The organism is Enterobacter sp. SA187 (genome assembly GCF_001888805.2).
Classification (GTDB): Bacteria; Pseudomonadota; Gammaproteobacteria; order Enterobacterales; family Enterobacteriaceae; genus Enterobacter_D.
On the sequence record NZ_CP019113.1, the window covers coordinates 848,082 to 871,144 of the forward strand.

The 23,063-nt window shown below is 56.2% G+C and carries 24 protein-coding genes; 9 read left to right on the plus strand and 15 right to left on the minus strand.

The annotated features are described in order from the left end of the window. Positions 1–6: 6 nt before the first annotated feature. The gene (gene livK / locus BMF08_RS04230) at positions 7–1,116 is read right to left on the minus strand and encodes a high-affinity branched-chain amino acid ABC transporter substrate-binding protein LivK (RefSeq protein ID WP_072571189.1); all 1,110 of its coding nucleotides are present in this window, start codon (positions 1,114–1,116) and stop codon (positions 7–9) included. Between the two features lie 481 nt (positions 1,117–1,597). On the opposite strand from livK, the gene panM reads away from it, so the two are divergent. Continuing rightward, positions 1,598–1,981 (plus strand): aspartate 1-decarboxylase autocleavage activator PanM, encoded by a 384-nt coding sequence (panM, locus tag BMF08_RS04235; RefSeq protein WP_072571188.1) that lies wholly within the window; start codon positions 1,598–1,600, stop codon positions 1,979–1,981. A gap of 29 nt (positions 1,982–2,010) precedes the next feature. Here panM and BMF08_RS04240 read toward each other — a convergent pair whose 3' ends face one another. The 8 genes from BMF08_RS04240 to ftsY all read right to left on the minus strand — a co-directional run bounded on the left by BMF08_RS04240 (position 2,011) and on the right by ftsY (position 9,618). After that, the gene (locus BMF08_RS04240; protein ID WP_072571187.1) at positions 2,011–2,340 is read right to left on the minus strand and encodes a type II toxin-antitoxin system RelE/ParE family toxin; all 330 of its coding nucleotides are present in this window, start codon (positions 2,338–2,340) and stop codon (positions 2,011–2,013) included. Then, positions 2,315–2,545 (minus strand): TA system antitoxin ParD family protein, encoded by a 231-nt coding sequence (locus BMF08_RS04245; RefSeq protein WP_072571186.1) that lies wholly within the window; start codon positions 2,543–2,545, stop codon positions 2,315–2,317. The genes BMF08_RS04240 and BMF08_RS04245 overlap by 26 nt, the downstream gene beginning before the upstream one ends. Positions 2,546–2,690: 145 nt before the next feature. Then, on the minus strand, positions 2,691–3,794 hold the full coding sequence (locus BMF08_RS04250; RefSeq protein WP_158684875.1) for a branched-chain amino acid ABC transporter substrate-binding protein: 1,104 nt from the start codon (positions 3,792–3,794) through the stop codon (positions 2,691–2,693). 145 nt (positions 3,795–3,939) lie between these two features. Continuing rightward, positions 3,940–5,205: a 4-aminobutyrate--2-oxoglutarate transaminase gene (locus BMF08_RS04255; RefSeq protein ID WP_072571185.1), complete on the minus strand. Its 1,266-nt coding sequence runs from the start codon at positions 5,203–5,205 to the stop codon at positions 3,940–3,942. A gap of 153 nt (positions 5,206–5,358) precedes the next feature. After that, positions 5,359–6,213: an RNA polymerase sigma factor RpoH gene (gene rpoH, locus BMF08_RS04260; RefSeq protein ID WP_072571184.1), complete on the minus strand. Its 855-nt coding sequence runs from the start codon at positions 6,211–6,213 to the stop codon at positions 5,359–5,361. 267 nt (positions 6,214–6,480) lie between these two features. Beyond that, on the minus strand, positions 6,481–7,536 hold the full coding sequence (gene ftsX, locus BMF08_RS04265) for a permease-like cell division protein FtsX (RefSeq protein ID WP_072571183.1): 1,056 nt from the start codon (positions 7,534–7,536) through the stop codon (positions 6,481–6,483). Beyond that, positions 7,529–8,197, minus strand: coding sequence for a cell division ATP-binding protein FtsE (gene ftsE / locus BMF08_RS04270; RefSeq protein WP_072571182.1), 669 nt, complete (start codon positions 8,195–8,197; stop codon positions 7,529–7,531). The genes ftsX and ftsE overlap by 8 nt, the downstream gene beginning before the upstream one ends. Positions 8,198–8,199: 2 nt before the next feature. Then, complete coding sequence (gene ftsY / locus BMF08_RS04275; RefSeq protein ID WP_072571181.1) at positions 8,200–9,618, minus strand: signal recognition particle-docking protein FtsY; 1,419 nt, start codon at positions 9,616–9,618, stop codon at positions 8,200–8,202. Between the two features lie 204 nt (positions 9,619–9,822). On the opposite strand from ftsY, the gene rsmD reads away from it, so the two are divergent. From rsmD to zntA, 4 genes are all read left to right on the plus strand, one after another. Further along, positions 9,823–10,419: a 16S rRNA (guanine(966)-N(2))-methyltransferase gene (gene rsmD, locus BMF08_RS04280; protein ID WP_072571180.1), complete on the plus strand. Its 597-nt coding sequence runs from the start codon at positions 9,823–9,825 to the stop codon at positions 10,417–10,419. Beyond that, positions 10,409–10,687, plus strand: coding sequence for a DUF1145 family protein (locus BMF08_RS04285; protein ID WP_072571179.1), 279 nt, complete (start codon positions 10,409–10,411; stop codon positions 10,685–10,687). Before rsmD ends, BMF08_RS04285 begins: the two co-directional genes overlap by 11 nt. A 142-nt stretch (positions 10,688–10,829) precedes the next feature. Continuing rightward, positions 10,830–11,456: a lysoplasmalogenase gene (locus BMF08_RS04290; protein ID WP_072571178.1), complete on the plus strand. Its 627-nt coding sequence runs from the start codon at positions 10,830–10,832 to the stop codon at positions 11,454–11,456. 72 nt (positions 11,457–11,528) lie between these two features. Beyond that, a complete protein-coding gene (gene zntA / locus BMF08_RS04295; RefSeq protein WP_072571177.1) occupies positions 11,529–13,730 on the plus strand; it encodes a Zn(II)/Cd(II)/Pb(II) translocating P-type ATPase ZntA in 2,202 nt (733 codons plus the stop codon). Between the two features lie 4 nt (positions 13,731–13,734). On the opposite strand, the gene BMF08_RS04300 is transcribed toward zntA, so the two are convergent. The 4 genes from BMF08_RS04300 to tusA form a co-directional block, all read right to left on the minus strand. Then, positions 13,735–15,021, minus strand: coding sequence for a TRAP transporter large permease (locus tag BMF08_RS04300; RefSeq protein ID WP_072571176.1), 1,287 nt, complete (start codon positions 15,019–15,021; stop codon positions 13,735–13,737). A 10-nt stretch (positions 15,022–15,031) separates the two neighbouring features. After that, positions 15,032–15,541, minus strand: coding sequence for a TRAP transporter small permease (locus BMF08_RS04305; RefSeq protein WP_072571175.1), 510 nt, complete (start codon positions 15,539–15,541; stop codon positions 15,032–15,034). A gap of 49 nt (positions 15,542–15,590) precedes the next feature. Further along, positions 15,591–16,574: a TRAP transporter substrate-binding protein gene (locus BMF08_RS04310; RefSeq protein WP_072571174.1), complete on the minus strand. Its 984-nt coding sequence runs from the start codon at positions 16,572–16,574 to the stop codon at positions 15,591–15,593. Positions 16,575–16,740: 166 nt separating this feature from the next. Continuing rightward, positions 16,741–16,986, minus strand: a complete 246-nt coding sequence (tusA, locus tag BMF08_RS04315) for a sulfurtransferase TusA (RefSeq protein ID WP_072571173.1) — start codon at positions 16,984–16,986, stop codon at positions 16,741–16,743. A 185-nt stretch (positions 16,987–17,171) separates the two neighbouring features. Between tusA and BMF08_RS04320 the strand changes: the two genes are divergently transcribed. Further along, positions 17,172–17,837 (plus strand): 7-cyano-7-deazaguanine/7-aminomethyl-7-deazaguanine transporter, encoded by a 666-nt coding sequence (locus BMF08_RS04320; protein ID WP_072571172.1) that lies wholly within the window; start codon positions 17,172–17,174, stop codon positions 17,835–17,837. A 72-nt stretch (positions 17,838–17,909) separates the two neighbouring features. Then, positions 17,910–18,467: a DcrB family lipoprotein gene (locus tag BMF08_RS04325; RefSeq protein WP_072571171.1), complete on the plus strand. Its 558-nt coding sequence runs from the start codon at positions 17,910–17,912 to the stop codon at positions 18,465–18,467. Positions 18,468–18,488: 21 nt separating this feature from the next. Here BMF08_RS04325 and BMF08_RS04330 read toward each other — a convergent pair whose 3' ends face one another. Beyond that, positions 18,489–19,691, minus strand: coding sequence for an MFS transporter (locus tag BMF08_RS04330; RefSeq protein ID WP_072571170.1), 1,203 nt, complete (start codon positions 19,689–19,691; stop codon positions 18,489–18,491). A 144-nt stretch (positions 19,692–19,835) separates the two neighbouring features. Here BMF08_RS04330 and BMF08_RS04335 point away from each other — a divergent pair, with 144 nt between their 5' ends. Together BMF08_RS04335 and BMF08_RS04340 are read left to right on the plus strand one after the other, a co-directional pair. Beyond that, positions 19,836–20,885, plus strand: coding sequence for an AI-2E family transporter (locus tag BMF08_RS04335; protein WP_072571169.1), 1,050 nt, complete (start codon positions 19,836–19,838; stop codon positions 20,883–20,885). A 76-nt stretch (positions 20,886–20,961) separates the two neighbouring features. Next, positions 20,962–21,756, plus strand: a complete 795-nt coding sequence (locus BMF08_RS04340) for an SDR family NAD(P)-dependent oxidoreductase (protein ID WP_072571168.1) — start codon at positions 20,962–20,964, stop codon at positions 21,754–21,756. A gap of 61 nt (positions 21,757–21,817) precedes the next feature. Here the strand turns inward: BMF08_RS04340 and BMF08_RS04345 are convergent, their stop codons facing one another. Next, on the minus strand, positions 21,818–23,056 hold the full coding sequence (locus tag BMF08_RS04345; protein ID WP_072571167.1) for a VasL domain-containing protein: 1,239 nt from the start codon (positions 23,054–23,056) through the stop codon (positions 21,818–21,820). Between the last annotated feature and the right edge of the window lie 7 nt (positions 23,057–23,063).

Genomic DNA, 23,063 nt, shown 5'->3' on the forward strand with positions numbered 1-23,063 from the left:
GGAGTGTTATCTGGCTACCGAGGATGAACCGTCGGCGTGCCACTGGAAGACGCCAAATTCAAATCCCTTCAGATCGCCTTTCTCATCCCAGTTCAGCGGCCCAATCACGGTCTTAGCACCGTTTGCTTTTAAATCTTTTGCCAGCGCTAATGGCTCATCGCTGCCGGTACGTTCCAGCGCGGTCGCCAGCGACTGCACAGCGGCATAGGTGATCCATACGTACGGGCCGGACGGATCTTTTTTATCGGCTTTCAGCGCGGAAACGATAGCGCTGTTTGCCGGATCCTGGTCATAGCGTTTTGGCATCGTCACCAGCATGCCTTCGCCCGCCTCGCCCGCGATATTCGACAGCGACGAATTGCCCACGCCTTCCGGTCCCATAAACTGTACTTTCAGACCGCTTGCGCGCGCCTGGCGCAGCATCTGCCCCATTTCAGGGTAGTAGCCGCCGTAATACACGAAGTCGATATTTTCTTTTTGCAGACGGGCGATCAGCGCGGAGAAATCTTTCTCACCGGCGGTAATACCGTCAAAGAAGACCACATTCGCGCCGCCTTTTTTCAGGCCGTCCTGCACCGAGCGCGCCAGACCTTCGCCGTATTGCTGCTTGTCATGAATAATGGCGATGCGTTGCGGCTTCACCTTTTCCAGAATGTATTTTGCGGCGGTCGGCCCTTGTGAGGAGTCCAGGCCTGCGGTACGCATAATGTGCTGATAGCCGCGCTGTGTCAGTTCGGGATTGGTGGCGCCCGGCGAAATCATCAGGATGCCTTCGTCTTCATAAATGTCCGACGCGGGCTGGGTGGATGATGAGCAGAGATGACCGATAACATACTGAATACCGTCATTAACGATTTTGTTGGCCACCGCCACCGCTTGTTTTGGATCGCAGGCGTCGTCATATTCCACCGCGACCAGCTTGTCGCCTTTGATACCGCCTTTGGCGTTAATATCTTTGATGGCCTGACGGGCACCGTTGAATTCCATATCGCCCCACTGGGCAACCGGACCGGACATCGCCCCGACCACCGCTACCTTAATATCGGCAGCAATAGCGGTTTGCGACATCGCCAGTGCGATCATCCCCGCGATCAACGTCTTCGCGTTCCTGTTCATACCTGAAAATCCCCATTCGTGATGTCGTGTTTACACGTCTGGCCACCGGCGAAGGAAGACCCCGCGGCGGCTCATAATAATTGTGTATAAAATTTGTTTGTTAATGGTTAAAAATAACGCTGACGATTTAATGCACAATGCTATTTTTACCTGTGCCTTTAATGGTTTAGCGTAGTTTTTTACTGAAAACCACACTAAATTCCCTATTTTTCAGGCGATTAAGAACAGATAATATTCTGTATTTATTCAGAGATAAACAAAAAAAGTGCCCTTGCCAGCATAAAATAATGGTACAAAGCGTGGAATAAATCACTGCCTGTCAGGTTAAAATACTGCTTATTTTTCGATCCCTGACGTTTAAAACTACTCTGACGGCTGAGTCAGAAGTAATCGCCTGATGAATGGATTTAAAAAGTGAAAGCGCCTGAGCGCAAAAATTGAGTACACTGCACCCTCACTTGACGATCTGGACCCGCAGTAAATGAAACTGACTATCATCCGTCTGAACACATTCAGCGAACAGGATCATATCGATTTAGGCAAAATCTGGCCGGAGTACTCCCCGGACTCCCTGGCGGTTGACGACAGCCACTGCATCTATGCCGCACGGTTTAACGATCGTCTGCTGGCTGCGGTGCGCGTCACCTTAAGCGGCAAAGACGGAGCGCTGGATTCGCTGCGCGTACGCGACGTCACCCGCCGCCGTGGCGTGGGCAAGTATTTGCTGGAGGAAGTGCTGCGCGCACACCCGGAGATCAGCGTCTGGTGGATGTCTGATATTGCGGTCGAAGATAAAACGGTGATGGATGCGTTTATGCAGTCGGCAGGTTTCAGCGCCCGCGCGGACGGCTGGCAGAAGCGGTAAATCCCCTCACCGGCGCAAGGGGAAGCAGACTATACGATGAGCTTCAGATCGGCTTTGCGATGACGTTTCTGCTCGTCATAAAAATTTTCGTGGGAGCCAATGCTTAGAAGATACAGCTCCAGCTTTCCTTCAATCCAGCTGTAACCTAACAGGTACAGCTGGTTATTCATTCTGAACTTATGTACGCGCAGGAAACTGAGATCCCCTTTCTTGCGTTCGCCAAGTTCTGGATCGTCCAGGATCAGTTCGATTTGCTCATCGACATCTTTCTGTTCCTGTTCAGTCAGCGCGGCAAATTTCTTTTCAAAACGACGTGACTGATATACCTCAATTTCAGGTCCTGTCTTTTTTGCGCACATATTTGGTGACGTGTCCGTTGTCGATTTCTGATTTAGCCAGCAGGATTTCGTTAATAAGCGCCCAGGACATTTCAGGATTCGCTTCCGCAATGCGTCCTATTTTTGCCCAGTGTTCAATTTGCTTCGGCACGCTACGGCTCTGCGCGTCGGCATGAACCTTCACTTTTTCAACAAAATCATCATCCAGCCGGATGCTAATTGCCATATCGGTACTCCAGTTTTGTGGCCATCGTTTTGGAACAATGGTTTTTTTAAACATCTCAAGTTTGCGACATTTTGTCGCGTAACGCAATCAAATGAAAAAACCCGCCGCAGCGGGTTTACAGGAAGGATGGTATTTGACGGTTTTCTTATTTCGCGTCAGTCGCCGTACCGTTCGCATGCCAGGTGAACACGCCGAACTCAAACCCTTTCAGGTCGCCCTTCTCATCCCAGCTCAGTGGCCCCATTACGGTTTCCACAGAGTTGGCTTTCAGGTATTTGGCGATCTCTGCCGGATCTTCTGAATGCTCCAGCCCCGCTTTCAGGGATTGCAGCGCCGCGTAGGTGGTCCATACGAATGCACCGCTCGGATCCTGTTTCTTCGCTTTGATCGCGTCAACAATAGGTTTGTTCACCGGCAGCTGATCGTAGTTCTTCGGCTTGGTAACCAGCATACCTTCGGCAGATTCACCGGCAATGTTAGACAGGGAGACGTTCGCCACGCCTTCCGGGCCCATAAACTGGGTTTTCAGACCGGCAGCACGCGCCTGGCGCAGGATCTGCCCCATTTCCGGGTGGTAGCCACCGTAGTAAACGAAGTCGATATTCTCTTTCTTCAGACGCGCCACCAGCGTGGAGAAGTCTTTCTCACCCGCAGTCAGACCGTCGAAGAACACCACGTTCGCGTTGCCTTTCTTCAGGTTTTCCTGCACGGCACGCGCCAGGCCTTCACCGTATTGCTGTTTGTCATGGATCACGGCGATACGCTGCGGCTTCACTTTTTCCAGAATGTATTTTGCAGCCGTCGGGCCCTGGTCAGAGTCCAGACCGGTGGTGCGCAGCAGCATGTTATAGCCGCGTGCGGTCAGTTCCGGCGCGGTGGCAGCTGGCGTGATCATCAGAATGCCTTCGTCTTCATAAATGTCAGACGCTGGCTGGGTAGAGGAGGAACACAGGTGGCCGATCACGTATTTGATACCGTCGTTAACCACTTTGTTGGCAACGGCAACGGCTTGTTTCGGGTCACAGGCATCGTCGTACTGTACCGCAACCAGCTTGTCGCCTTTGATACCGCCTTTGGCGTTGATGTCTTCGATCGCCTGTTTCGCGCCGGTAAATTCCTGGTCGCCATACTGCGCTACCGGGCCGGACATCGCGCCCACCACCGCAACTTTAATGTCTTTCGCGAATGCGACGTTGCTCATTGCCAGCGCGATACATCCTGCCAGTAACGCTTTACCCTTCATTTTCATCCTGAGAATCCCCATTATTGTGGTTATTACATTCGTTGTGATGTTGTTGTTCAGCACTTTATTTCGATTATTGGTCTGCCGCCCGTGCTTTAGCAGCATACTCTGCTAAAACATACCCCATTTTTCAGAATATGTAACAACATTTTTACCGGGTTAGCGACGCGTGAATAATATCCAGCGCCTGCCGGAACTGCGCTTCCGGAATGGTCAGCGGATAGAGGAAACGTATCACGTTGCCGTACACGCCGCAGTTGAGCAGCAGCAGTCCGGCCTCCAGCGCCCGCGCCTGTACCTGACGGGTAAATTCCGGCGACGGCTCGCCGCTGTGCGGATCGGCGAACTCCACCGCCACCATGGAACCCAGCGCGCGGATCCCGGCAATCTGCGGGCACTCCGCTCTGGCTTTTTCCAGCACTTCCACCAGATGCTGTCCCAGTTGGGCCGCGCGCTGGCACAGGTTTTCTTCGTCGATCACCTCCAGCACCGCCAGGGCTGCCGCCACTGCCAGCGGGTTTCCGGCATAGGTGCCGCCCAGCCCGCCCGGCGCAGGCGCGTCCATCACCTCTGCGCGTCCCGCTACCGCCGACAGCGGCAGCCCACCGGCGAGGCTTTTCGCCATGGTGATGAGATCGGGTTTGACGCTGAAATGCTCCATGGCAAAAAGTTTGCCGGTACGGGCAAAGCCGGTCTGCACTTCGTCGGCAATCAAGAGAATGCCGTGGGTATCACACAGGGCGCGCAGTCCCTGCATGAAATCATCCGGTGCGATGACAAATCCGCCCTCACCCTGCACCGGCTCCAGCACGATGGCCGCCACCTGATCCGGCGCGATGTCTGCTTTGAAAATACGCTCAAGGCTGTTCAGCGCATCGGCTGTACTCACGCCATGCAGCGTATTAGGGTACTGCGCGTGAAACACCGATCCGGGGAAGGGACCGAAGCCGATTTTGTAGGGCGCGACTTTGCCGGTCATCGCCATCGTCATATAGGTGCGGCCATGAAAGCCGCCGCCAAAGGTGATAAGACCCGGCCTGCGAGTGTACGCGCGGGCGATTTTCACCGCGTTTTCCACCGCTTCAGCGCCGGTCGAGAAAAAGGCGGTTTTGGCAGGCCCTGCGACTGGCACGCGCGCGTTGATTTTTTCCGCCAGCGCGACGTAACTCTCATAGGGCACGATTTGATACGCCGTGTGCGTAAAGGCGTGCAGCTGTTTTTCCACGGCGGCCATCACTTTCGGATGACGATGCCCGGTATTGAGCACGGCAATGCCCGCGGCGAAGTCGATCACCTCGTTGCCTTCCACGTCCCACAGCGTGGCGTTTTCGGCTTTATCCGCATAAAAATTACACATCACGCCAATGCCGCGCGGCGTGGCCTGTAAACGTCTTTCATTGAGTTCGTTATTTTTCACCCTGACCCCCTGAGATGCCATAAACACGAAATGCGCATCTGTAAGTGTTTGCCACAGGGTAAAAAATCGCCAGAGCAGGCGTAAAAAAACAAAACCCCCGGACTTTCATCCAGGGGTCTTTGACGTCAAACCACAAAAAGCGGTTTGCGGAGATCAGGCTTCGATGGCGATACGCAGTTTTTTCATGGCGTTCTTTTCCAGCTGGCGCACACGCTCAGCGGAAACACCATAGCGGTCGGCCAGTTCCTGCAATGTAGACTTGTTGTCTTCGTCCAGCCAGCGGGCGCGAATGATCGCCTGGCTACGCTCGTCGAGACCCTGCATCGCATCGGTCAGTTTGTTCGCGGCCTGCTCTTCCCAGTTATCGTCTTCAATGCCGTCGGCAAAGTTAGAGGTTTTATCCTGGAGATAGAGTACCGGCGCCATTGGCTGGCTGTCGGATTCATCGTCCGACGACATGTCAAAGGTCATGTCCTGGGCGGCCATACGGGATTCCATCTCACGCACGTCTTTACTGGAAACACCCAGCTCGCGGGCGACCATTTCCACTTCGTCCTGATTAAACCAGCCCAGACGCTGCTTGGTTTTACGCAGGTTAAAGAACAGCTTACGCTGCGCTTTAGTGGTGGCGACCTTCACAATACGCCAGTTACGCAGCACGTATTCGTGAATTTCGGCTTTGATCCAGTGCACGGCGAAAGAGACCAGACGCACACCCACTTCCGGATTGAAGCGGCGCACAGCTTTCATCAGGCCGATATTACCTTCCTGAATCAGGTCTGCCTGCGGAAGGCCATAGCCCGAGTAGTTACGAGCAATATGAACAACAAAGCGCAGGTGCGACAGGATCAGCGTTTTAGCTGCTTCCAGTGAACCCTGGTAATGCAGCTTTTCAGCAAGCTCCCGCTCTTCATCAGCCGTCAACATCGGCCATGCGTTCGCAGCCCGGATATAAGATTCCAGGTTACCAACAGGGGCTAAAGCTAAAGTTTGCATTTCTTTGGTCATTCAAATCCTCTCAATGTACTTCTTACTGGCGGCGGCTTGTCCCCTTCAGGCAACAAACATGCCAGCGCTTATGAGCAGCGAGAATATCATCCACACTTTTATCAGACAGTGATTTTATCCACAAGTTCCATGCAACGTTGTGAATAGATTACGCACAAAATGTGACATTACTATGATAAAGGCTAAGCAGGAGAAAAGAGAGATCAGGGACTCTTTCCCTGCTAACAGACATCCGATGCAGCAGGGAAAGAGTATATCAGAGAATTTTTAGTCGGGGGTAAAGTGACGTAAATGTTGCACCGTTGCCAGCCACGCGGCCAGCCAGCCAATCATTGAGCACACCAGCAGCAGTAATAAACACTCGTCAAATGAGAGGCCGCTTAGCTCAAACTGGGTGCCGAAAATCTTCGCCACTTCCGTCACCGCCGATGACAGCCGCATCACCAGGATCTCCGACAGAATGAGCGACAGGAATGCCCCGCTAAAGCCGAGCAGCGCCCCGCCGTAGAGGAACGGACGTAGAATAAAGCCATCCGTTGCGCCGATCAGTTTCTGCACGTTGATGCTGTCGCGACGGGAGAAAATGCTCAGACGCACGCTGTTACCGATGACGAGAAATACCGCCGCCACCATCAGAATGCCGATCATCACAGACACGCGGCCCACCAGCCCGGTGAGCGCAGCCAGACGCGCAAACCAGCTGTCGTCCATCCGCACTTCATCAATGCCGTTAATGCGGGTGATACGGTCGCGCAGGGTATTCAGCGATTCGGTATTCTGGAAGTCGATTTTCGGCACCACGACCGCCACAGCGGGCAGTGGGTTTTCTTCCAGCATATCCAGCGCGCCGCCAAAGCCTGACCAGTTGCGGAACTCGCCCAGCGCGTCTTCCCGCGACAGGTAGTTCACCTTCTCGACGCCCTGTTCCGCCTGCAACTGCCCGACCACCTGCTGCGCGGCGCCGTCGTCCAGTGTCTTATCGAAGTAGACGGTAATTTGCGGCGACGGGTAATACTGCGATGAGGCCTGGTGAACGTTTTTGTACACCATATAGCAGACGCTCGGCAGCGTCAGGGAGATGGCGATCACCATCACCGTCAGCAGAGTCGCCAGCGGTTTGCTTTTCAGATCCTGCACCGCGCCCTGCCAGGCGTAGCGCATCTGTTCATTAAAAACGTTGGTCTTGCGCGAGCCAGGCTTCGGCGGCGTTTTGCTGCGGCCGGAACCGCCACGGTTGCCGCCGCTGCCCTGTCCCGGTTTACGGAAGCGGTCCAGTTTATTGCCGAACTGGCGGATTTGATTGACTGCGTCGCGTTTATTCACCCGTCAGGCCTCCATGCAAATGACCGTCGCTCAGACTCAGCATGCGGTACGAGCGGCGCGCAATCAGACTCATGTCGTGCGTGGCCATCAGTACCGTTACCCCAACGCGGTTGAATTCTTCAAACAGACGCAAAATCCCTTCCGACAGCGCGTCGTCCAGGTTACCGGTCGGTTCGTCCGCCAGCAGCACCGCAGGTTTGTTCACTACCGCACGGGCAATGCCCACGCGCTGCTGTTCACCGCCGGAAAGCTGAATGGGAAAGTTTTTCGCTTTGTCGAGCAGCCCGACTTTATCCAGCGCCGCCGATACGCGACGACGAATGTCTTCACCGCTGGCCCCGGCGATAATCAGCGGGATCGCCACGTTGTCAAAGACCGTACGGTCCATTAACAGATGGTGATCCTGAAAAATCATGCCGATCTGCCGACGCAGAAACGGCACTTCGCGGTTTTTCAGACGGCTGATCTCATGCCCGGAAAACCAGATTTTCCCGGCGCTTGGCCGCTCGATACCGCAGATCAGCTTTAACAGCGTACTTTTACCTGCGCCGGAGTGGCCGGTCAGAAACGCCATCTCGCCCGGTTGCAGGTGGAATGTCACCCCCTGCAACGCCTGTCTCCCGCCGAGATAAGCCTTGCTGACATGTTCAAAGCGAATCATTGTTAATCCTCTCGGGCAAAAAGTGCCTCTATAAAATCGCCCGCATTAAACGGACGTAAGTCTTCAATACGTTCGCCGGTACCGATATAGCGGATCGGAATACCGAACTGGTCGGCTACCGAGAAGATCACGCCGCCTTTGGCGGTACCATCAAGTTTGGTCAGGGTGATCCCGGTCAGCCCGACGGCTTCGTGGAACAGTCTGGCCTGGCTTACCGCATTTTGTCCGGTGCTGGCGTCGATGGTCAGCATCACTTCATGCGGCGCGTCGACATCGAGCTTTTTCATCACGCGGACAATTTTCTTCAGCTCTTCCATCAGGTGCGCTTTATTCTGCAAGCGCCCTGCGGTATCGGCGATCAGCACATCCACCTTACGGGATTTCGCCGCCTGGATGGCATCGAAAATCACCGAGGCGGAGTCCGCACCGGTGTGCTGGGCGATCACCGGAATGTTGTTACGCTGGCCCCATACCTGAAGCTGTTCCACCGCTGCCGCACGGAAGGTATCCCCTGCCGCCAGCATCACCGATTTGCCCTGCTGCTCAAACTGACGCGCCAGCTTGCCGATGGTGGTGGTTTTACCCACGCCGTTAACGCCAACCATCAGAATAACAAATGGCATTTTGCCTTCAATATTAAGCGGTTCGTCGACTTTTGCGAGGATATCGCTCATTTCATCTTTCAGCAGACCGTACAGCGATTCCGCATCGCGCAGCTGTTTGCGGCTGGCCCCTTCCGTCAGATTGGTAATGATTTTACGGGTGGTTTCCACGCCGACATCGGCAATCAGCAGTTGCTCTTCCAGCTCTTCAAACAGATCATCATCGATTTTTTTGCCGCGGAACAGACTGATAAATCCGGAACCGAGATTTTCTTTGGTTTTCACCAGGCTGCGTTTTAAGCGCGCAAAGAAACCTTCTTTAGTCGGTTTTTCCTGCTCGACGATCGCCTCAGGCTCCGGCTCTGGCTCGTCTGCGGCAACGACGGTACCTTCTTCAGGCAGCCACGCTTCCGGCTCCGGTTCGATGGTTGCGATCTCTTCCGGCACCGGCAGTTCTTTGTGCTCTACCGCCACCTCAGGCTCGACAATCGCTTCAGGTTCAACGATCGCTTCCGGCTCGATGACCGCTTCCGGTTCAACAACCGCCTCTTCAGCGAGGATTTCCGGTTGCGCTTCGCGCTCAATCACCTTTTCCGTGACGTCCACGACGTCCGCGGCAAAGGCCTCGGATTCGATCTGCGAATGGGGCGCAGTTTCGGCAGGCGTCTGTTCCTCAACAGGGGCTTGTGCTTCAACAGGGGGTTGTTCTTCAACAACCGCCTGGGATTCCATTTTCTGTTCTGGCGCGGCTTCCTGCGGCTCCTCTTTCTGACCAAAGCCTAACCAGGAGAACAGGCCACGTTTTTTCTCTTTTGCCATTTGCGACTACACTCCTCGCGGTTTATTCATGGCGCAGCCCGCATTGTCGCAAACAGGGGGCTGAAAAATGAGTAAGATGTAATGATAAGTCTTTCGTTAGTCTACCACTTTCCTTGCAACACGGCACCGCCTGAGGATTAAGGTTCCACCCCACGCTTCCCGCCGTTAAAATAGCGGGATAAATTTGTGACCAGAGCTTTCACTATGAAAAAACCCAACCGTGCCGCCAGCGGCCAGATTCGTATTATTGGCGGACAGTGGCGTGGCCGTAAACTGCCGGTGCCCGACAGCCCTGGTCTGCGCCCGACGACGGACCGCGTGCGCGAAACCCTGTTTAACTGGCTTGCCCCGTCGATGGTCAATGCCCGTTGCCTCGACTGCTTTGCGGGCAGCGGCGCGCTGGGTCTGGAAGCGCTGTCACGCTACGCCGGTGCCTCCACGCTCATTGAAATGGAGCGCAGCGTGGCGCAACAGTTACAGCAAAATCTGGCGACGCTGAAAGCCGCTAACGCCAACGTGGTCAACACCAACACCCTGACATTCCTGAATCAGACCGGTACCCCCCATGATATTGTTTTTGTCGATCCGCCGTTTCGCAAAGGGCTGCTCGACGAGACCTTACGCCTGCTGGAAGTGAACGGCTGGCTGGCGGACGACGCGCTGATTTATGTCGAAAGCGAAGTGGAAAACGGGCTGCCGCAGGTACCTGTGCACTGGGATCTGCATCGCGAGAAAGTGGCCGGTCAGGTGGCCTATCGTCTGTATCACCGCACCGTACAAGGAGAGCAACATGCTGATTAATCTGGGACGTTTACTGATGCTGGGGGTATGGGCGTTTCTTATCCTCAACCTCATCCACCCTTTCCCGCGGCCGCTGAATATTTTCGTCAACGTCGCGCTGGTATTCACCGCTTTTATGCATGCGTTGCAAATGGTGATGCTGAAAACCGCGCTGCCCAAAAATGGCCCACAGATGACGGCGGCGGAACAGTGGCGCGTTTTTCTGTTCGGCGTCTTTGAGCTGCTGGTGTGGCAAAAACGTCTGAAAGCGCTGCAAAACAAAAAATAATCCTCACCGGATGCCTCAGAAAATGCGGAAAGTCTCCCCGCAGGCTGAAGGGGCGTTGCCATCTGCGTTGCGCGACCACTACACTGAAGACAGGGCTGTGGGCGCAACGCCCACGCGACAATAACGAATTCAAGGAATTAAGATGCTTTGGTCGTTTATCGCTGTATGTTTTTCCGCATGGTTGTATGTGGACGCGTCGTATCGCGGGCCGGCATGGCAACGCTGGGTATTTAAACCTGTCACTTTATTACTGCTGTTGCTGCTTGCCTGGCAGGCGCCGATGTTTGATGCCATCAGCTATCTGGTGCTGGCGGGGCTGTGCGCCTCGTTGATCGGTGATGCGCTGACGCTGCTGCCGCGCCAGCGTCTGCTGTACGCCATAGGCGCGTATTTCCTCGCCCATCTGCTCTACACCATCTACTTCGCCGGTCAGATGACGTTGTCCTTTTTCTGGCCGCTGCCGCTGGCGCTGCTGGTCATTGGCGCGCTGTTGATCGCGGTGATCTGGACGCGACTGGAGGAGCTGCGCTGGCCGATCTGTACCTTTATCGCCATGACGCTGGTGATGGTATGGCTGGCGGGCGAGCTGTGGTTCTTCCGTCCGACGGCCCCGGCCCTGTCCGCCTTTGTGGGTGCCGCGCTGTTGCTGCTGGGGAATATCGTCTGGCTGGGCAGTCACTACCGCCGCCGCTTCCACGCCGACAACGCCATCTCTGCCGCCTGCTACTTTGCCGGGCATTTCCTCATCGTGCGATCGCTCTACTTATAATGCTTGACTCTGGAGTCGACTCCAGAGTGTATCCTCCGGGTAATGAGAAAATTATCATTCCCGGAGGATGCCATGCTCACGCCGCCCGTCAAAAAAACGCCGCAGTTTGCCCGCGCCCCGCTGCGCCCGTTAACGCCTGCGCCTGAAAAAAACTGCTGCGCTGACCATGCCGATCCGGCACCGGCATCGCTATCCGGCGATCCGCAGGGCAGCCGTTTTTCCTGGCAGGTCGCCGGGATGGACTGCGCCGCCTGCGCCCGTAAAGTCGAAACCGCCGTGCGCCAGGTTGAGGGCGTGAATCAGGTCCAGGTCACCTTCGCCACCGAAAAACTGATTGTCGATGCCGGGCGCGATGTCCGTGCGCAGATTGAAACCGCCGTACAGCGCGCCGGTTATACGCTGCGCGATGCGCAGGCCCCGCTCCCGCCCGTCTCCACCCTGCGGGAGAACCTGCCGCTGCTGACGCTGGCGGTCATGATGGCCATCAGCTGGGGTCTGGAGCAGGTTAATCATCCCCTCGGCCAGCTGGCGTTTATCGCCACCACGCTGGTCGGTCTGTTCCCCGTTGCCCGCCAGGCGCTGCGGCTGATAAAAAGCGGCAGCTGGTTCGCCATTGAAACGCTGATGAGCGTGGCGGCCATCGGCGCGCTGTTTATCGGCGCCACCGCCGAAGCGGCCATGGTATTGCTGCTGTTTTTAATCGGCGAGCGGCTTGAAGGCTGGGCAGCCAGCCGCGCCCGCCAGGGCGTCACGGCGCTGATGGCCCTGAAACCGGAAAGCGCCACGCGGCTCACGGGCTCGGCGCGTGAATCCGTGGCACCGGACAGTCTGCGCCCCGGCGATGTGATTGAAGTGGCAGCGGGCGGGCGTTTACCGGCGGATGCAAGACTACTCGCCGCCTTCGCCAGCTTTGACGAAAGCGCGTTAACCGGTGAGTCGGTGCCCGTTGAGCGCCGCGCAGGAGAAAAAGTTCCCGCCGGGGCGACCAGCGTCGACCGGCTGGTGACGCTGGAAGTCATTTCCCGCCCGGGCGAAAGCGCCATTGATCGCATTCTGCAACTGATCGAAGAAGCTGAGGAACGCCGCGCGCCCATCGAGCGCTTTATCGATCGCTTCAGCCGCGTCTATACGCCGGTCATCATGGCGGCGGCGCTGCTGGTGGCCGTGCTGCCGCCATTGCTGGCAGGAGCGGCCTGGTACGAGTGGATCTACAAGGGCCTGACGCTGCTGCTGATCGGCTGTCCGTGCGCGCTGGTGATCTCCACCCCGGCCGCCATCACCTCCGGGCTGGCGGCGGCGGCGCGTCGTGGAGCGCTAATCAAAGGCGGCGCGGCGCTGGAACAGCTGGGCCGTATTCGTCAGGTGGCGTTCGATAAAACCGGCACGCTGACGGTGGGTAAACCGCAGGTAGTGGGCGTTTCGGCGCAGGGGATGGGTGAAGATGAACTGCTGGCCTGTGCCGCCGCCGTGGAACAGGGATCCACCCATCCGCTGGCGCAGGCCATCACAGAGGAAGCGCAGGCGCGCAATCTGACGCTGATGCAGGCGGAAGATCAGCGTACGCTGCCTGGCAGGGGTATTGAGGCAAGGGTCGCGGGGAAATCTATCTTTATCTGCGCGCCGGATAAACTGCCTGCCGGTGTGCTGGACGAAAGCTGGCTTACTCAAATTCAGGAACAGGAAGCGCAGGGCCAGACGGTGATCGCCGTGCTGCGCGATGGCGGGCTGTGCGGCACCCTGGCGCTGCGCGATACGCTGCGGGAAGACGCCCCTGAAGCCGTAAATGCCCTGCGTCGGCTTGGCATCAGCGGCGTGATGCTCACCGGCGATAATCCCCGCGCGGCAGCGGCCATTGCCAGCGCGCTGGGACTGGAATTCCGTGCCGGGTTATTGCCCGCCGATAAGGTGACCGCCGTGACCGCGCTGGATCGGCAGTCGCCGCTGGCAATGGTGGGCGATGGCATTAATGACGCACCGGCCATGAAAGCCGCCACCCTCGGCATCGCCATGGGCAGCGGCACCGACGTGGCGCTGGAAACCGCCGATGCGGCGCTGACCCACAACCGCCTGACCGGGCTGGCGCAGATGATCCAGCTGGCCCGCGCCACCCATGCCAATATCCGGCAGAACATCGCGATCGCGCTGGGTCTGAAAGCCATTTTCCTGGTCACCACGCTGCTCGGCATCACCGGCCTGTGGCTGGCGGTGCTGGCTGACACAGGCGCCACCGTGCTGGTGACGGCGAATGCGCTGCGGTTGTTGGGTAAGCGGTAGCGGACTACTGCATCCCCAGCAATCGCGGCAACCACAGCGAGATCGCCGGGATATAAGTCACCATTCCCAGCACCAGCAGCAGCATGCCGTAGAACGGCAGCATCGCGCGCACGACGGACTCGATCTTCTGCTTGCTGACGGCGCTGGCGACAAACAGCACCGATCCCACCGGCGGCGTGATCAGGCCGATCCCCAGGTTAACCATCATGATCATGCCGAAGTGCACCGGATCAATCCCCAGCGCGTTGGTAACCGGCAACAGCACCGGCGTCAGGATGAGGATAATCGGCGCCATATCCATCAGCGTGCCGATCAGCAGCAGCATAACGTTGAGGTACATCAGGATGACGTATTTGTTATCTGACAGCGACGTAAAGAACGCGGTAATACGTTCCGGCAGCTGCATGTAGGTCATCACCGCACCGAAGGCGGCAGCAAAGCCTATCAGGATCATGACGATAGTGACGGTTTTCACCGTGCGGCACATCAGCTTCGGCAGTTCGCTCCACTTGTAGTCACGGTAGATAAACATGGTGACGAAAAAGGCCCACAGGCAGGCCACAGCAGCAGATTCGGTGGCCGTAAAAATTCCCGACAAAATACCGCCGAGGATGATCACGACAGTAAACAGCCCCCACAGCGCATCAAAGAAAATCTTCAACGCCTGCTTAAACGGGATCCTGTCGCCTTTCGGGTAGCCGCGCTTATGGGCAAAGCCAAGGCACATGATCATCAGGCAGACGCCCAGCAGCAGTCCCGGCAGCACACCGGCGATAAACAGCGTGGCGATGGACACCGTGCCGCCTGCCGCCAGAGAGTAGATCACCGAGTTGTGGCTGGGCGGGATAAGAATGGCCTGTACCGAACCGCTGGCGGTCACCGCCGCCGCATAATCGCGCGGATAGCCCTTCTTTTCCATCTCCGGGATCATCACGCTGCCGATCGAGGCGGTATCGGCCACTGACGAGCCGGAAATCGCACCGAAAAAGGTGGAGGCGACGATATTCACCAGCGACAGGCCGCCGCGAATAAAGCCGACAAAGATATAGGCAAAATTCACCAGCCGTTTAGCAATGCCCCCTTCCGCCATGATCGCGCCGGCGAGAATGAAGAACGGTATCGCCAGCAGGGTAAATTTGTTCACCCCGCTGGTGATCTGGATCATCAGCGCCTCAAGGGGTAAATCGATCCACAGCGCGCCTGCGACGGCGCTCAGGCCGACGGCAAAGGCCACCGGCATCCCCAGCGCCAGCAGAATGGCGAGGGTGAACAACAACACAAATGCATCCATCTCTCACCTCTTAACCATGGTTACCAATCAGCACTACCGGACGGTTCTCCTGGGAACCGAACAGCAGCCGCTCAATCACAAACAGGATCAGGATCGCCGAACCAACAGGTAGCGGCAGATAACTCTCCCCGGAGGTCAGCACCGGGAATTCCGCTACCGGCTGCTCCCACAGTTCCACACACAGTAAATAGCTGTACCAGAAGATCAGGCTGGAGATGAGCAGCATCAGTAGATCCACCACCCGCGCACAGACATTTTTCAGCGCCAGCGGCAGACGATCGGTCAGCATGTTGACGGCGATGTGCGATCCGGCACGGTAGCCCACCGCTGCGCCGATAAAGGTAAAAGTCACCATACAGATAATGGCGACCGGTTCCGGCCAGGATTCGCCGCGGTTAAGCACGTAGCGCGAGAAAATGCCGATGGGGATGACAATGGTCATCACCAGCAGGGAAATCCCCGCCACTGTCATGGCGAGCAGGTACAGGCGATCCATCCACTTCAGGTAGATTTCGGACATACGTCCTCCACAAGGCGTTATGCGCCAGCGGACGGCTGGCGCAGCAGAATTACTTCACATCCGCGATGGCTTTCATCAGATCCTGGTGTTTGTCGCCATACTGCGCGCGCACCGGCTCTGTCGCCTTCACAAAGACCGCCTTGTCGATTTCCTGGAATTTCACGCCGCCAGCTTTCATTTTCGCGACCGCGTCGGCGTTATACGCCTGCCACAGCGTGCGCTGTTCGGCCTGGGCTTCACGGGCGAGGGTGAGGATTTTCTGCTGATCGTCGGCGCTGAGTTTGTCCCATTTCACTTTGGAATAGAGCAGCATTTCCGGGGTAATAAAGTGACCGCTCAGGGTGTAATTCTTGGCGATCGGCAGGTAGTTATGGGCCACAAAGGTTGGTGGATTGTTTTCCGCGCCGTCGATAACGCCGGTCTGCATGCCGCTGTACACTTCACTTACCCCCATCGCCACCGCGTTCGCGCCCATTGCTTTCAGGGTCGCCAGCGCCACCGGGCTGCCCTGCACGCGGATCTTCATCCCTTTCAGCGCTTCAGGCGTGGTGACGGGCGTCTTGGTGATCAGGTTACGGGTGCCGGAATCCATCCAGCCAAGAAACACCAGCCGCGATTTCGGGTTGTTAGTCAGCTTTTCGCCGATGCTTTTGCCGATATCGCCGTCGATCACTTTATGCATATGGTCTTCATCGCGGAAAACGTACGGCAGAGTGAAAACTTCGATGTCCGGCAGAATAGCGGCGACCGGCGCCATCGAGACGCGGATCATGTCGATTGCCCCCATCTGCGCCTGTTCAATCATCTGCTTTTCATCCCCTAATACGCCGCCGGGGAAGACTTTAATTTCTAATTTGCCATCGGTTTGCTGTTTGAGTTTTTCGCCCATGTTCTGCACGGCCACCACGTTCGGGTAGCCCTGCGGATGCACGTCGGCGGCTTTGATCACCTGCGCCATCACGGCAGGGGCAAACAGTAATGACGCGGTGGACAGGCACAGCGAAGCCAGTAACGGCTTGAGGGTCGTTTTCATCGGGTCAGCTCCAGGGTAGGGTCAGCGGTAAAACTGTGTTTTATTTTTACGCTTAGAAATTAGCCTGGGTTGTGACGGGCAGGGGTGAAGCGGTTCACAAAAGCGCTAAAATAATGAAACGGAGGTTTAACAATGTGACAACAGGGGTTCTTTTTGCGGTCAGCGGCTAGTCGCCTTTACGCAGCAGATAGCGATAAGGCAGCGATTCTGTCTCCTGCGCCACAAGTTCATGCTCCATAAAACGGCAGAAACCGGGGATGTCGCGCGTGGTCGCCGGATCGTCGGCAATAATCAGCAGGGTTTCGCCCGCCTGCATGCTGCGCACGGTTTTGCGCACCATCATGACAGGTTCCGGGCAACGCAGCCCCAGGGCATCAAGGGTGTGGTCAGGTGTGGTAAACAGATCGCTCATGGTTGTCTCATCCGGTCAAAAACCGCATTAGTTTACGCCGCCATTTTTGTGACGCAAGTCAGGTTAACGATTGCGTGAAAATTAGCCATTGCAATGGTGAGTCAAAGCAGTATGATGCGGCGGCTTTATAAAATTACGTTGCATTAATTGGGTTCCCTAACCCCAACCACTAAAAAGGTCACAATATGTCGCAGTTCTCTCAATCCCAGCGCGTAAAAGCGTTGTTCTGGTTATCGCTATTCCATTTACTGGTGATCACCTCCAGTAACTATCTGGTGCAGTTGCCAATCACCATTTTTGGTTTCCACACCACCTGGGGCGCGTTCAGCTTTCCGTTTATATTCCTCGCCACCGATCTCACCGTGCGTATTTTTGGCGCGCCGCTGGCCCGACGCATTATCTTTGCCGTGATGATCCCGGCGCTGGTGGTGTCGTATATCATTTCGTCGCTGTTTTATATGGGTAGCTGGCAGGGATTCGGCGCGCTGGCGCATTTCAACCTGTTTGTCGCCCGTATCGCCGCCGCCAGCTTTATGGCCTATACGCTGGGGCAGATCCTCGACGTACGCGTCTTTAACCGCCTGCGCCAGAGCCGCCACTGGTGGCTTGCGCCGACGGTTTCCACCATCTTCGGTAACGCCAGCGATACCATCGCCTTCTTCTTTATCGCCTTCTGGCGCAGTCCGGATGCGTTTATGGCGCAACACTGGATGGAAATCGCGCTCGTTGACTACAGCTTTAAGGTGCTTATCAGCCTGGTCTTCTTCCTGCCGATGTACGGCGTACTGCTTAATATGTGCCTGAAAAGACTGGCAGATAAATCTGAAATTCCGGCGTTGCAGGCCAGTTAAAGGTACGCCTGATAACTTGTGATAAGATGGACGAATGAGCCGTTATGGCCGTTTATCGAAAGGAAGAAGTCAATGCGCAATCTGGTTAAATATGTCGGTATTGGCCTGCTGGTAATGGGGCTGGCGGCCTGTGACAACAATGATAAAGCGACTCCGGCGCAGGCTGCGTCGGCGGAAGCCAATGCGACCGGTCAGCCAGTAACGCTGCTGGACGGCAAGCTGAGTTTCTCGCTGCCCGCAGACATGACCGATCAGAGCGGCAAACTGGGCACCCAGGCTAACAACATGCACGTCTACTCTGACGCGACCGGCCAGAAAGCGGTGATTGTTATTGTCGGCGATAACAGCAACGAAGAGCTGTCCGTGCTGACCAAACGTCTGGAAGATCAGCAGCGCAGCCGCGATCCGCAGCTGCAGGTGGTGACCAACAAATCCATCGACGTGAAAGGCCAGAAAATGCAGCAGCTCGACAGCATTATCTCTGCCAAAGGCCAGACCGCCTGGTCTTCCGTGGTGCTGGGTAAAGTGGATAACAAATTGCTGACCATTCAGGTCACGCTGCCGGCCGAAAACCAGCAGCAGGCGCAAACGGCAGCTGAGAACATTATCAACACCATCGTGCTGAAATAAGTCTCTGCCGGACACGCATAGTTAAACAACGGTCTCCACAGGAGGCCGTTTTTTTAACCGCCATGCCAGCAACAGCGCCACCGCCACCAGCCCCGCAGCCGCCAGATAGATCACCGATACGCCCGCCCATGCCATCAACAGCCCGGCCGCCGGTCCTGTCACCCCCAGCGAAAGATCCATAAATACCGTATAGGTCGCCAGCGCCGCGCCCTGATTCTGTTGCGGCACGGCCTTCACTGCCACCACGCCCAGCGCCGGGAAGACCAGCGAAAAACCCGCCCCCGCCAGCAGTACACCGATTTTTGCCATCCAGGGATCGACAGCCAGCCCCACCAGTACCAGGCCGAGGGTTTCCACCACGAAACAGACCATCGCCACGTTCAGCCCGCCGACGCGGTTAACGGTATTGGGGAAAAACAGCCGTGTGCCGACAAAGGCACAGCTGAACAGCGTTAAGGCGAAGGCCGCGCCATCCCAGCCACGGGCGTCGTAAAACAGGGTGATAAAGGTGGCGATGACGCCAAAACCGGCAGAGCCGAGCGCCAGCGCCATGCCGTACAGCCAGACCCGCCCCAGCACGGCGCGAAACGGCAGCGGCTTGCCTTTGCTGACCTTCACCGCCGGACGGCTCAGGGCAAACAGTAGCGCCGTTACCGCCACCGCCATGATAATGGCCGCCAGCCCCGTCAGCCCGGTGTAGTGGTAGCAGAGCACCCCCAGCGGCGCGCCAATCGCCATCGCCCCGTAAGACGCAATACCGTTCCACGAAATCACTTTTCCGATATGCAGCGATCCCACCACGCCGACGCCCCACAGCGTAGCCCCGGTCCCGGCAAAACTCTGCCCGATGCCGAGGATCACCCGGCCCAGGCACAGCAGCAATAAACAGACCACCGGCGTGGCGGCGCTCAGCCCCGCCAGCAGATAAAACAGGCCGCTCAGCACGCAGCCGCACAGACCGAAGACGACAATCTTTTTCGGGCCGAACAGATCGGCGTAACGCCCGGCATGAGGACGACTCACCAGGGTGGCAAAATATTGCAGGCTGATCACCAGTCCCGCCCAGAAGGCGCTAAATCCCATCACATCATGGACATAGCCGGGCAATACCGCCAGCGGCAGGCCGATAGTCAGATAACTGGCGAAGTTAAAAATAACGACAGAGATAATGCGCAGGTTGAGGCGCAATCCGTTCAGCGCCGGTTCGGCAACGGGTTCAGGCATGGAACTCACCACATTTTTTACAACAGTGTTTCACTATTATCATGATGACGGCTGAAAATCAGCAGCAGATTCAGATAATGCACGTCATACGAAGCCCCGCTAACGCACTACACTTAGCGGGCACAGCGAAAAAAGGAATTCACTATGATCACCCCCCAGCCCGATAAAGCGGGCTTGCATATCCTCCTGAAATTAGCCGCTCTGGTTATTATTCTGGCGGGCATCCATGCCGCCGCCGACATTATTGTTCAGTTATTAATGGCGTTGTTTTTCGCCATCGTGCTTAATCCGCTGGTGACCTGGTTTTTGCGTCGCGGCGTGAAGCGACCAGTCGCGATCACCATTGTGGTGGTTGTCATGATGATCGTGCTGACCGCGCTGTTTGGCGTGCTGGCGGCGTCATTTAATGAATTCATCACCATGCTGCCTAAATACAATAAGGAATTAACGCGTAAGGTTCTGCAGTTACAGGACATGATGCCGTTCCTGCATCTGCACATGTCGCCGGAGCGCATGTTACAGCGCATGGACTCCGACAAAATGATGGCCTTTGCCACCCTGCTGATGACCGGCCTGTCGAACGCTATGGCGAGCATTGTGCTGCTGGTGATGACCGTGGTGTTTATGCTGTTTGAAGTGCGCCATCTGCCGTACAAACTGCGCTTTGCGCTGAACAATCCGCAGATCCATATCGCCGGATTGCACCGCGCCTTAAAAGGTGTGTCGCACTACCTGGCGCTGAAAACGCTGATCAGCCTGTGGACCGGGGCCATCATCTGGCTGGGTCTCATGCTGTTAGGCGTCCAGTTTGCGCTGATGTGGGGCGTGCTGGCATTTTTACTTAACTATGTGCCTAACATCGGCTCGGTGATCTCGGCCATCCCGCCGATGATCCAGGCCTTCCTGTTCAACGGCTTTTACGAGTTTATGATGGTGGGGATCCTCTTCCTGGTCGTGCACATGGTGCTGGGGAATATGGTGGAGCCGCGCATGATGGGCCACCGTCTGGGCATGTCGACTATGGTGGTATTTTTATCCTTACTGATCTGGGGATGGCTGCTCGGCCCGGTGGGAATGCTGCTCTCTGTGCCGCTCACCAGCGTCTGTAAGATCTGGATGGAGACCACCAAAGGCGGCAGCAAGCTGGCGATCCTGCTGGGGCCTGGCCGTCCTAAAAGCCGGTTGCCTGGCTAGGGATAACTCATCTTGCGCCACGCAACTGCTACGCTTAACGGTCTGAAGAATCATCAATAATGACCGGGAGCAGTCCATGAAAATCGATTTAACGGGAAAACTCGCGCTGGTGACCGCCTCAACGGGCGGGATTGGCTTTGCTATCGCCCGCGGCCTGGCAGAGAGCGGTGCGGAAGTGATCGTGAATGGCCGCAGCGAAAGTTCGGTAAATCAGGGTATTCAGCATCTCCAGCAGGTGGTGCCGGGCGTGGCGGTGCGTGCGGCCATTGCCGATCTCAGTACGCCGGAAGGAGTGGAATCGGTGCTGCGGGCGGCTTCCGGCGTGGATATTCTGGTAAACAATGCCGGGATTTATGGCCCGCAGGATTTCTACTCCACCGACGACGAAACCTGGGAAAACTACTGGCAGACCAACGTTATGTCCGGCGTCCGCCTCGCCCGTGCATTATTGCCTGGCATGGTGCAAAAACGCTGGGGACGGGTGGTGTTTATCTCCTCTGAATCGGCGCTCAATATCCCGTCGGACATGATCCACTATGGCGTGACCAAAACCGCGCAGCTTTCCCTTGCCCGCGGACTGGCAAAATTTGTCGCCGGTAGCGGCGTAACGGTCAACAGCGTGCTGCCGGGTCCGACCATGTCAGACGGCTTCGCCGCCATGATGAAAGATGACATGGAACGCACCGGCAAATCTCTGGAAACACTGGCGACAGAGTTCGTGATGGCGAACCGCCCGAGTTCAGTGATCCAGCGCGCCGCCACGGTCGAGGAGGTCGCCAATATGGTGGTCTATGTCTGTTCGACCCAGGCGTCAGCGACATCAGGTGCTGCACTGCGCGTGGACGGCGGCGTGGTGGATGATATTGTTTGATGTGAGAAAGAGATGCGCCGTTCATCAAGGATGAACGGCGTGGACACTGAAGTAACGATTATTATTGCTTTTCAGCATGCTGTTTGATGAGCATATAGCGGTTAAGCAACTGCTTAAGGTGCATATCAGTACGCGATAGTGAAGTGGCCAGTTCCGGTGTCCCGGAAGTCATCTTACTAAGCTGGTAGAGTTGTTCTTCAACAGGCTCCGTTCGTGCAAAATTCTGGGTAATGGTAAACACCATAGATTTCAATTCCGATCCGGTAAGATATTTACCTTTGCGTTCATCAAGCTCATTAAGACGCCGGGTCAGATCCTCCAGTCCTTCCATTCCCTGATGCCAGCCAGACAGCTTTTCAACTGGCAATGCATTGCTGACGATTTGCTGTTGCCACTGCATCTTAAACTTGTCGATATTTTCCGGTTTCGCTTTGGTGCTCAGCGCAAAACCGTAGTCTTGTAGCCACAGGGATGACTGCCCGGCAAGTGTTGTTAACGCCTCCTCCGAAACCGTCAACGGTAAAATACTCTCCTGCTGATCAACAAACTGCCAGCCCCAGCACGCTGCGCTGCCCAGAAACAGAGTAAGCAGTACACCTGTCGTAAAACCTTTCCATTGGAGTTTTGGGGATTGCGGAGGCGTGATCACAGCAGGCGGACTTTTTTGATCCTGATGTGCCACATAAATCAGCGGTGTGACCGGGGAAAGATTGGCCAGTTTTGCCTGCGCTGCGGGAAATGGGGGAATTACAACTGGCATTTCCTGCGCCTGGTGGGGTTCAATATTTTCCAGTCTTGTGGCCGCGTTATGCATAAACATACACAACTCACCCATTTGGCTGGCATTTTTGAGTTCAAGACGTTGCAGCACATTGCGCAAAGCAGTGAGATGCTGTTCCGCCTGGTAGATCAAGGGTAAATCGGTATAGCTCAGGCTCAGCGTGCGCAGGACAGATTGCAAACGCACGCTAAGCCCGGCAATAATTTCCATCCGGGCATGTACTGGTTGCGGCCACATTGCTCCCCATTGATGAGTAAGTAAAGCTTCTAAAATAGCCAGCCCTTCATTCAGACCTGCCATTCCGGTGAGATGGGTGCGCGCAAGGGTGTACCAGGCGACCGTCTGGAGTTCGATGCCATTCTGTCTAAACAGTGAAAGGCTTAGTTGTTCAACCCTCGACCAGCTTATGTCGGGGCGAGCGGGATGGGTAAGTTTACTGATTTCTTCCCGCAAAGCGGCAAAGTCAGCCAGCGCGCGGGGATCACCGCCCGTTTTCAGGGTATAGTCATTAATAGTCATGAAGATA

Bases quoted from the DNA above. Each gene is read 5' to 3' on its own strand.
- panM (WP_072571188.1), top strand. From the start codon at position 1,598: ATGAAACTGACTATCATCCGTCTGAACACATTCAGCGAACAGGATCAT.
- BMF08_RS04310 (WP_072571174.1), bottom strand. From the start codon at position 16,574: ATGAAAACGACCCTCAAGCCGTTACTGGCTTCGCTGTGCCTGTCCACC.
- BMF08_RS04325 (WP_072571171.1), top strand. From the start codon at position 17,910: ATGCGCAATCTGGTTAAATATGTCGGTATTGGCCTGCTGGTAATGGGG.
- BMF08_RS04320 (WP_072571172.1), top strand. From the start codon at position 17,172: ATGTCGCAGTTCTCTCAATCCCAGCGCGTAAAAGCGTTGTTCTGGTTA.
- ftsE (WP_072571182.1), bottom strand. From the start codon at position 8,197: ATGATTCGCTTTGAACATGTCAGCAAGGCTTATCTCGGCGGGAGACAG.
- BMF08_RS04290 (WP_072571178.1), top strand. From the start codon at position 10,830: ATGCTTTGGTCGTTTATCGCTGTATGTTTTTCCGCATGGTTGTATGTG.
- BMF08_RS04330 (WP_072571170.1), bottom strand. From the start codon at position 19,691: ATGCCTGAACCCGTTGCCGAACCGGCGCTGAACGGATTGCGCCTCAAC.
- zntA (WP_072571177.1), top strand. From the start codon at position 11,529: ATGCTCACGCCGCCCGTCAAAAAAACGCCGCAGTTTGCCCGCGCCCCG.
- BMF08_RS04345 (WP_072571167.1), bottom strand. From the start codon at position 23,056: ATGACTATTAATGACTATACCCTGAAAACGGGCGGTGATCCCCGCGCG.
- BMF08_RS04340 (WP_072571168.1), top strand. From the start codon at position 20,962: ATGAAAATCGATTTAACGGGAAAACTCGCGCTGGTGACCGCCTCAACG.
- ftsY (WP_072571181.1), bottom strand. From the start codon at position 9,618: ATGGCAAAAGAGAAAAAACGTGGCCTGTTCTCCTGGTTAGGCTTTGGT.
- rpoH (WP_072571184.1), bottom strand. From the start codon at position 6,213: ATGACCAAAGAAATGCAAACTTTAGCTTTAGCCCCTGTTGGTAACCTG.
- BMF08_RS04305 (WP_072571175.1), bottom strand. From the start codon at position 15,541: ATGTCCGAAATCTACCTGAAGTGGATGGATCGCCTGTACCTGCTCGCC.
- BMF08_RS04335 (WP_072571169.1), top strand. From the start codon at position 19,836: ATGATCACCCCCCAGCCCGATAAAGCGGGCTTGCATATCCTCCTGAAA.
- BMF08_RS04300 (WP_072571176.1), bottom strand. From the start codon at position 15,021: ATGGATGCATTTGTGTTGTTGTTCACCCTCGCCATTCTGCTGGCGCTG.
- BMF08_RS04250 (WP_158684875.1), bottom strand. From the start codon at position 3,794: ATGAAAATGAAGGGTAAAGCGTTACTGGCAGGATGTATCGCGCTGGCA.
- BMF08_RS04285 (WP_072571179.1), top strand. From the start codon at position 10,409: ATGCTGATTAATCTGGGACGTTTACTGATGCTGGGGGTATGGGCGTTT.
- tusA (WP_072571173.1), bottom strand. From the start codon at position 16,986: ATGAGCGATCTGTTTACCACACCTGACCACACCCTTGATGCCCTGGGG.
- livK (WP_072571189.1), bottom strand. From the start codon at position 1,116: ATGAACAGGAACGCGAAGACGTTGATCGCGGGGATGATCGCACTGGCG.
- BMF08_RS04245 (WP_072571186.1), bottom strand. From the start codon at position 2,545: ATGGCAATTAGCATCCGGCTGGATGATGATTTTGTTGAAAAAGTGAAG.
- BMF08_RS04240 (WP_072571187.1), bottom strand. From the start codon at position 2,340: ATGTGCGCAAAAAAGACAGGACCTGAAATTGAGGTATATCAGTCACGT.
- rsmD (WP_072571180.1), top strand. From the start codon at position 9,823: ATGAAAAAACCCAACCGTGCCGCCAGCGGCCAGATTCGTATTATTGGC.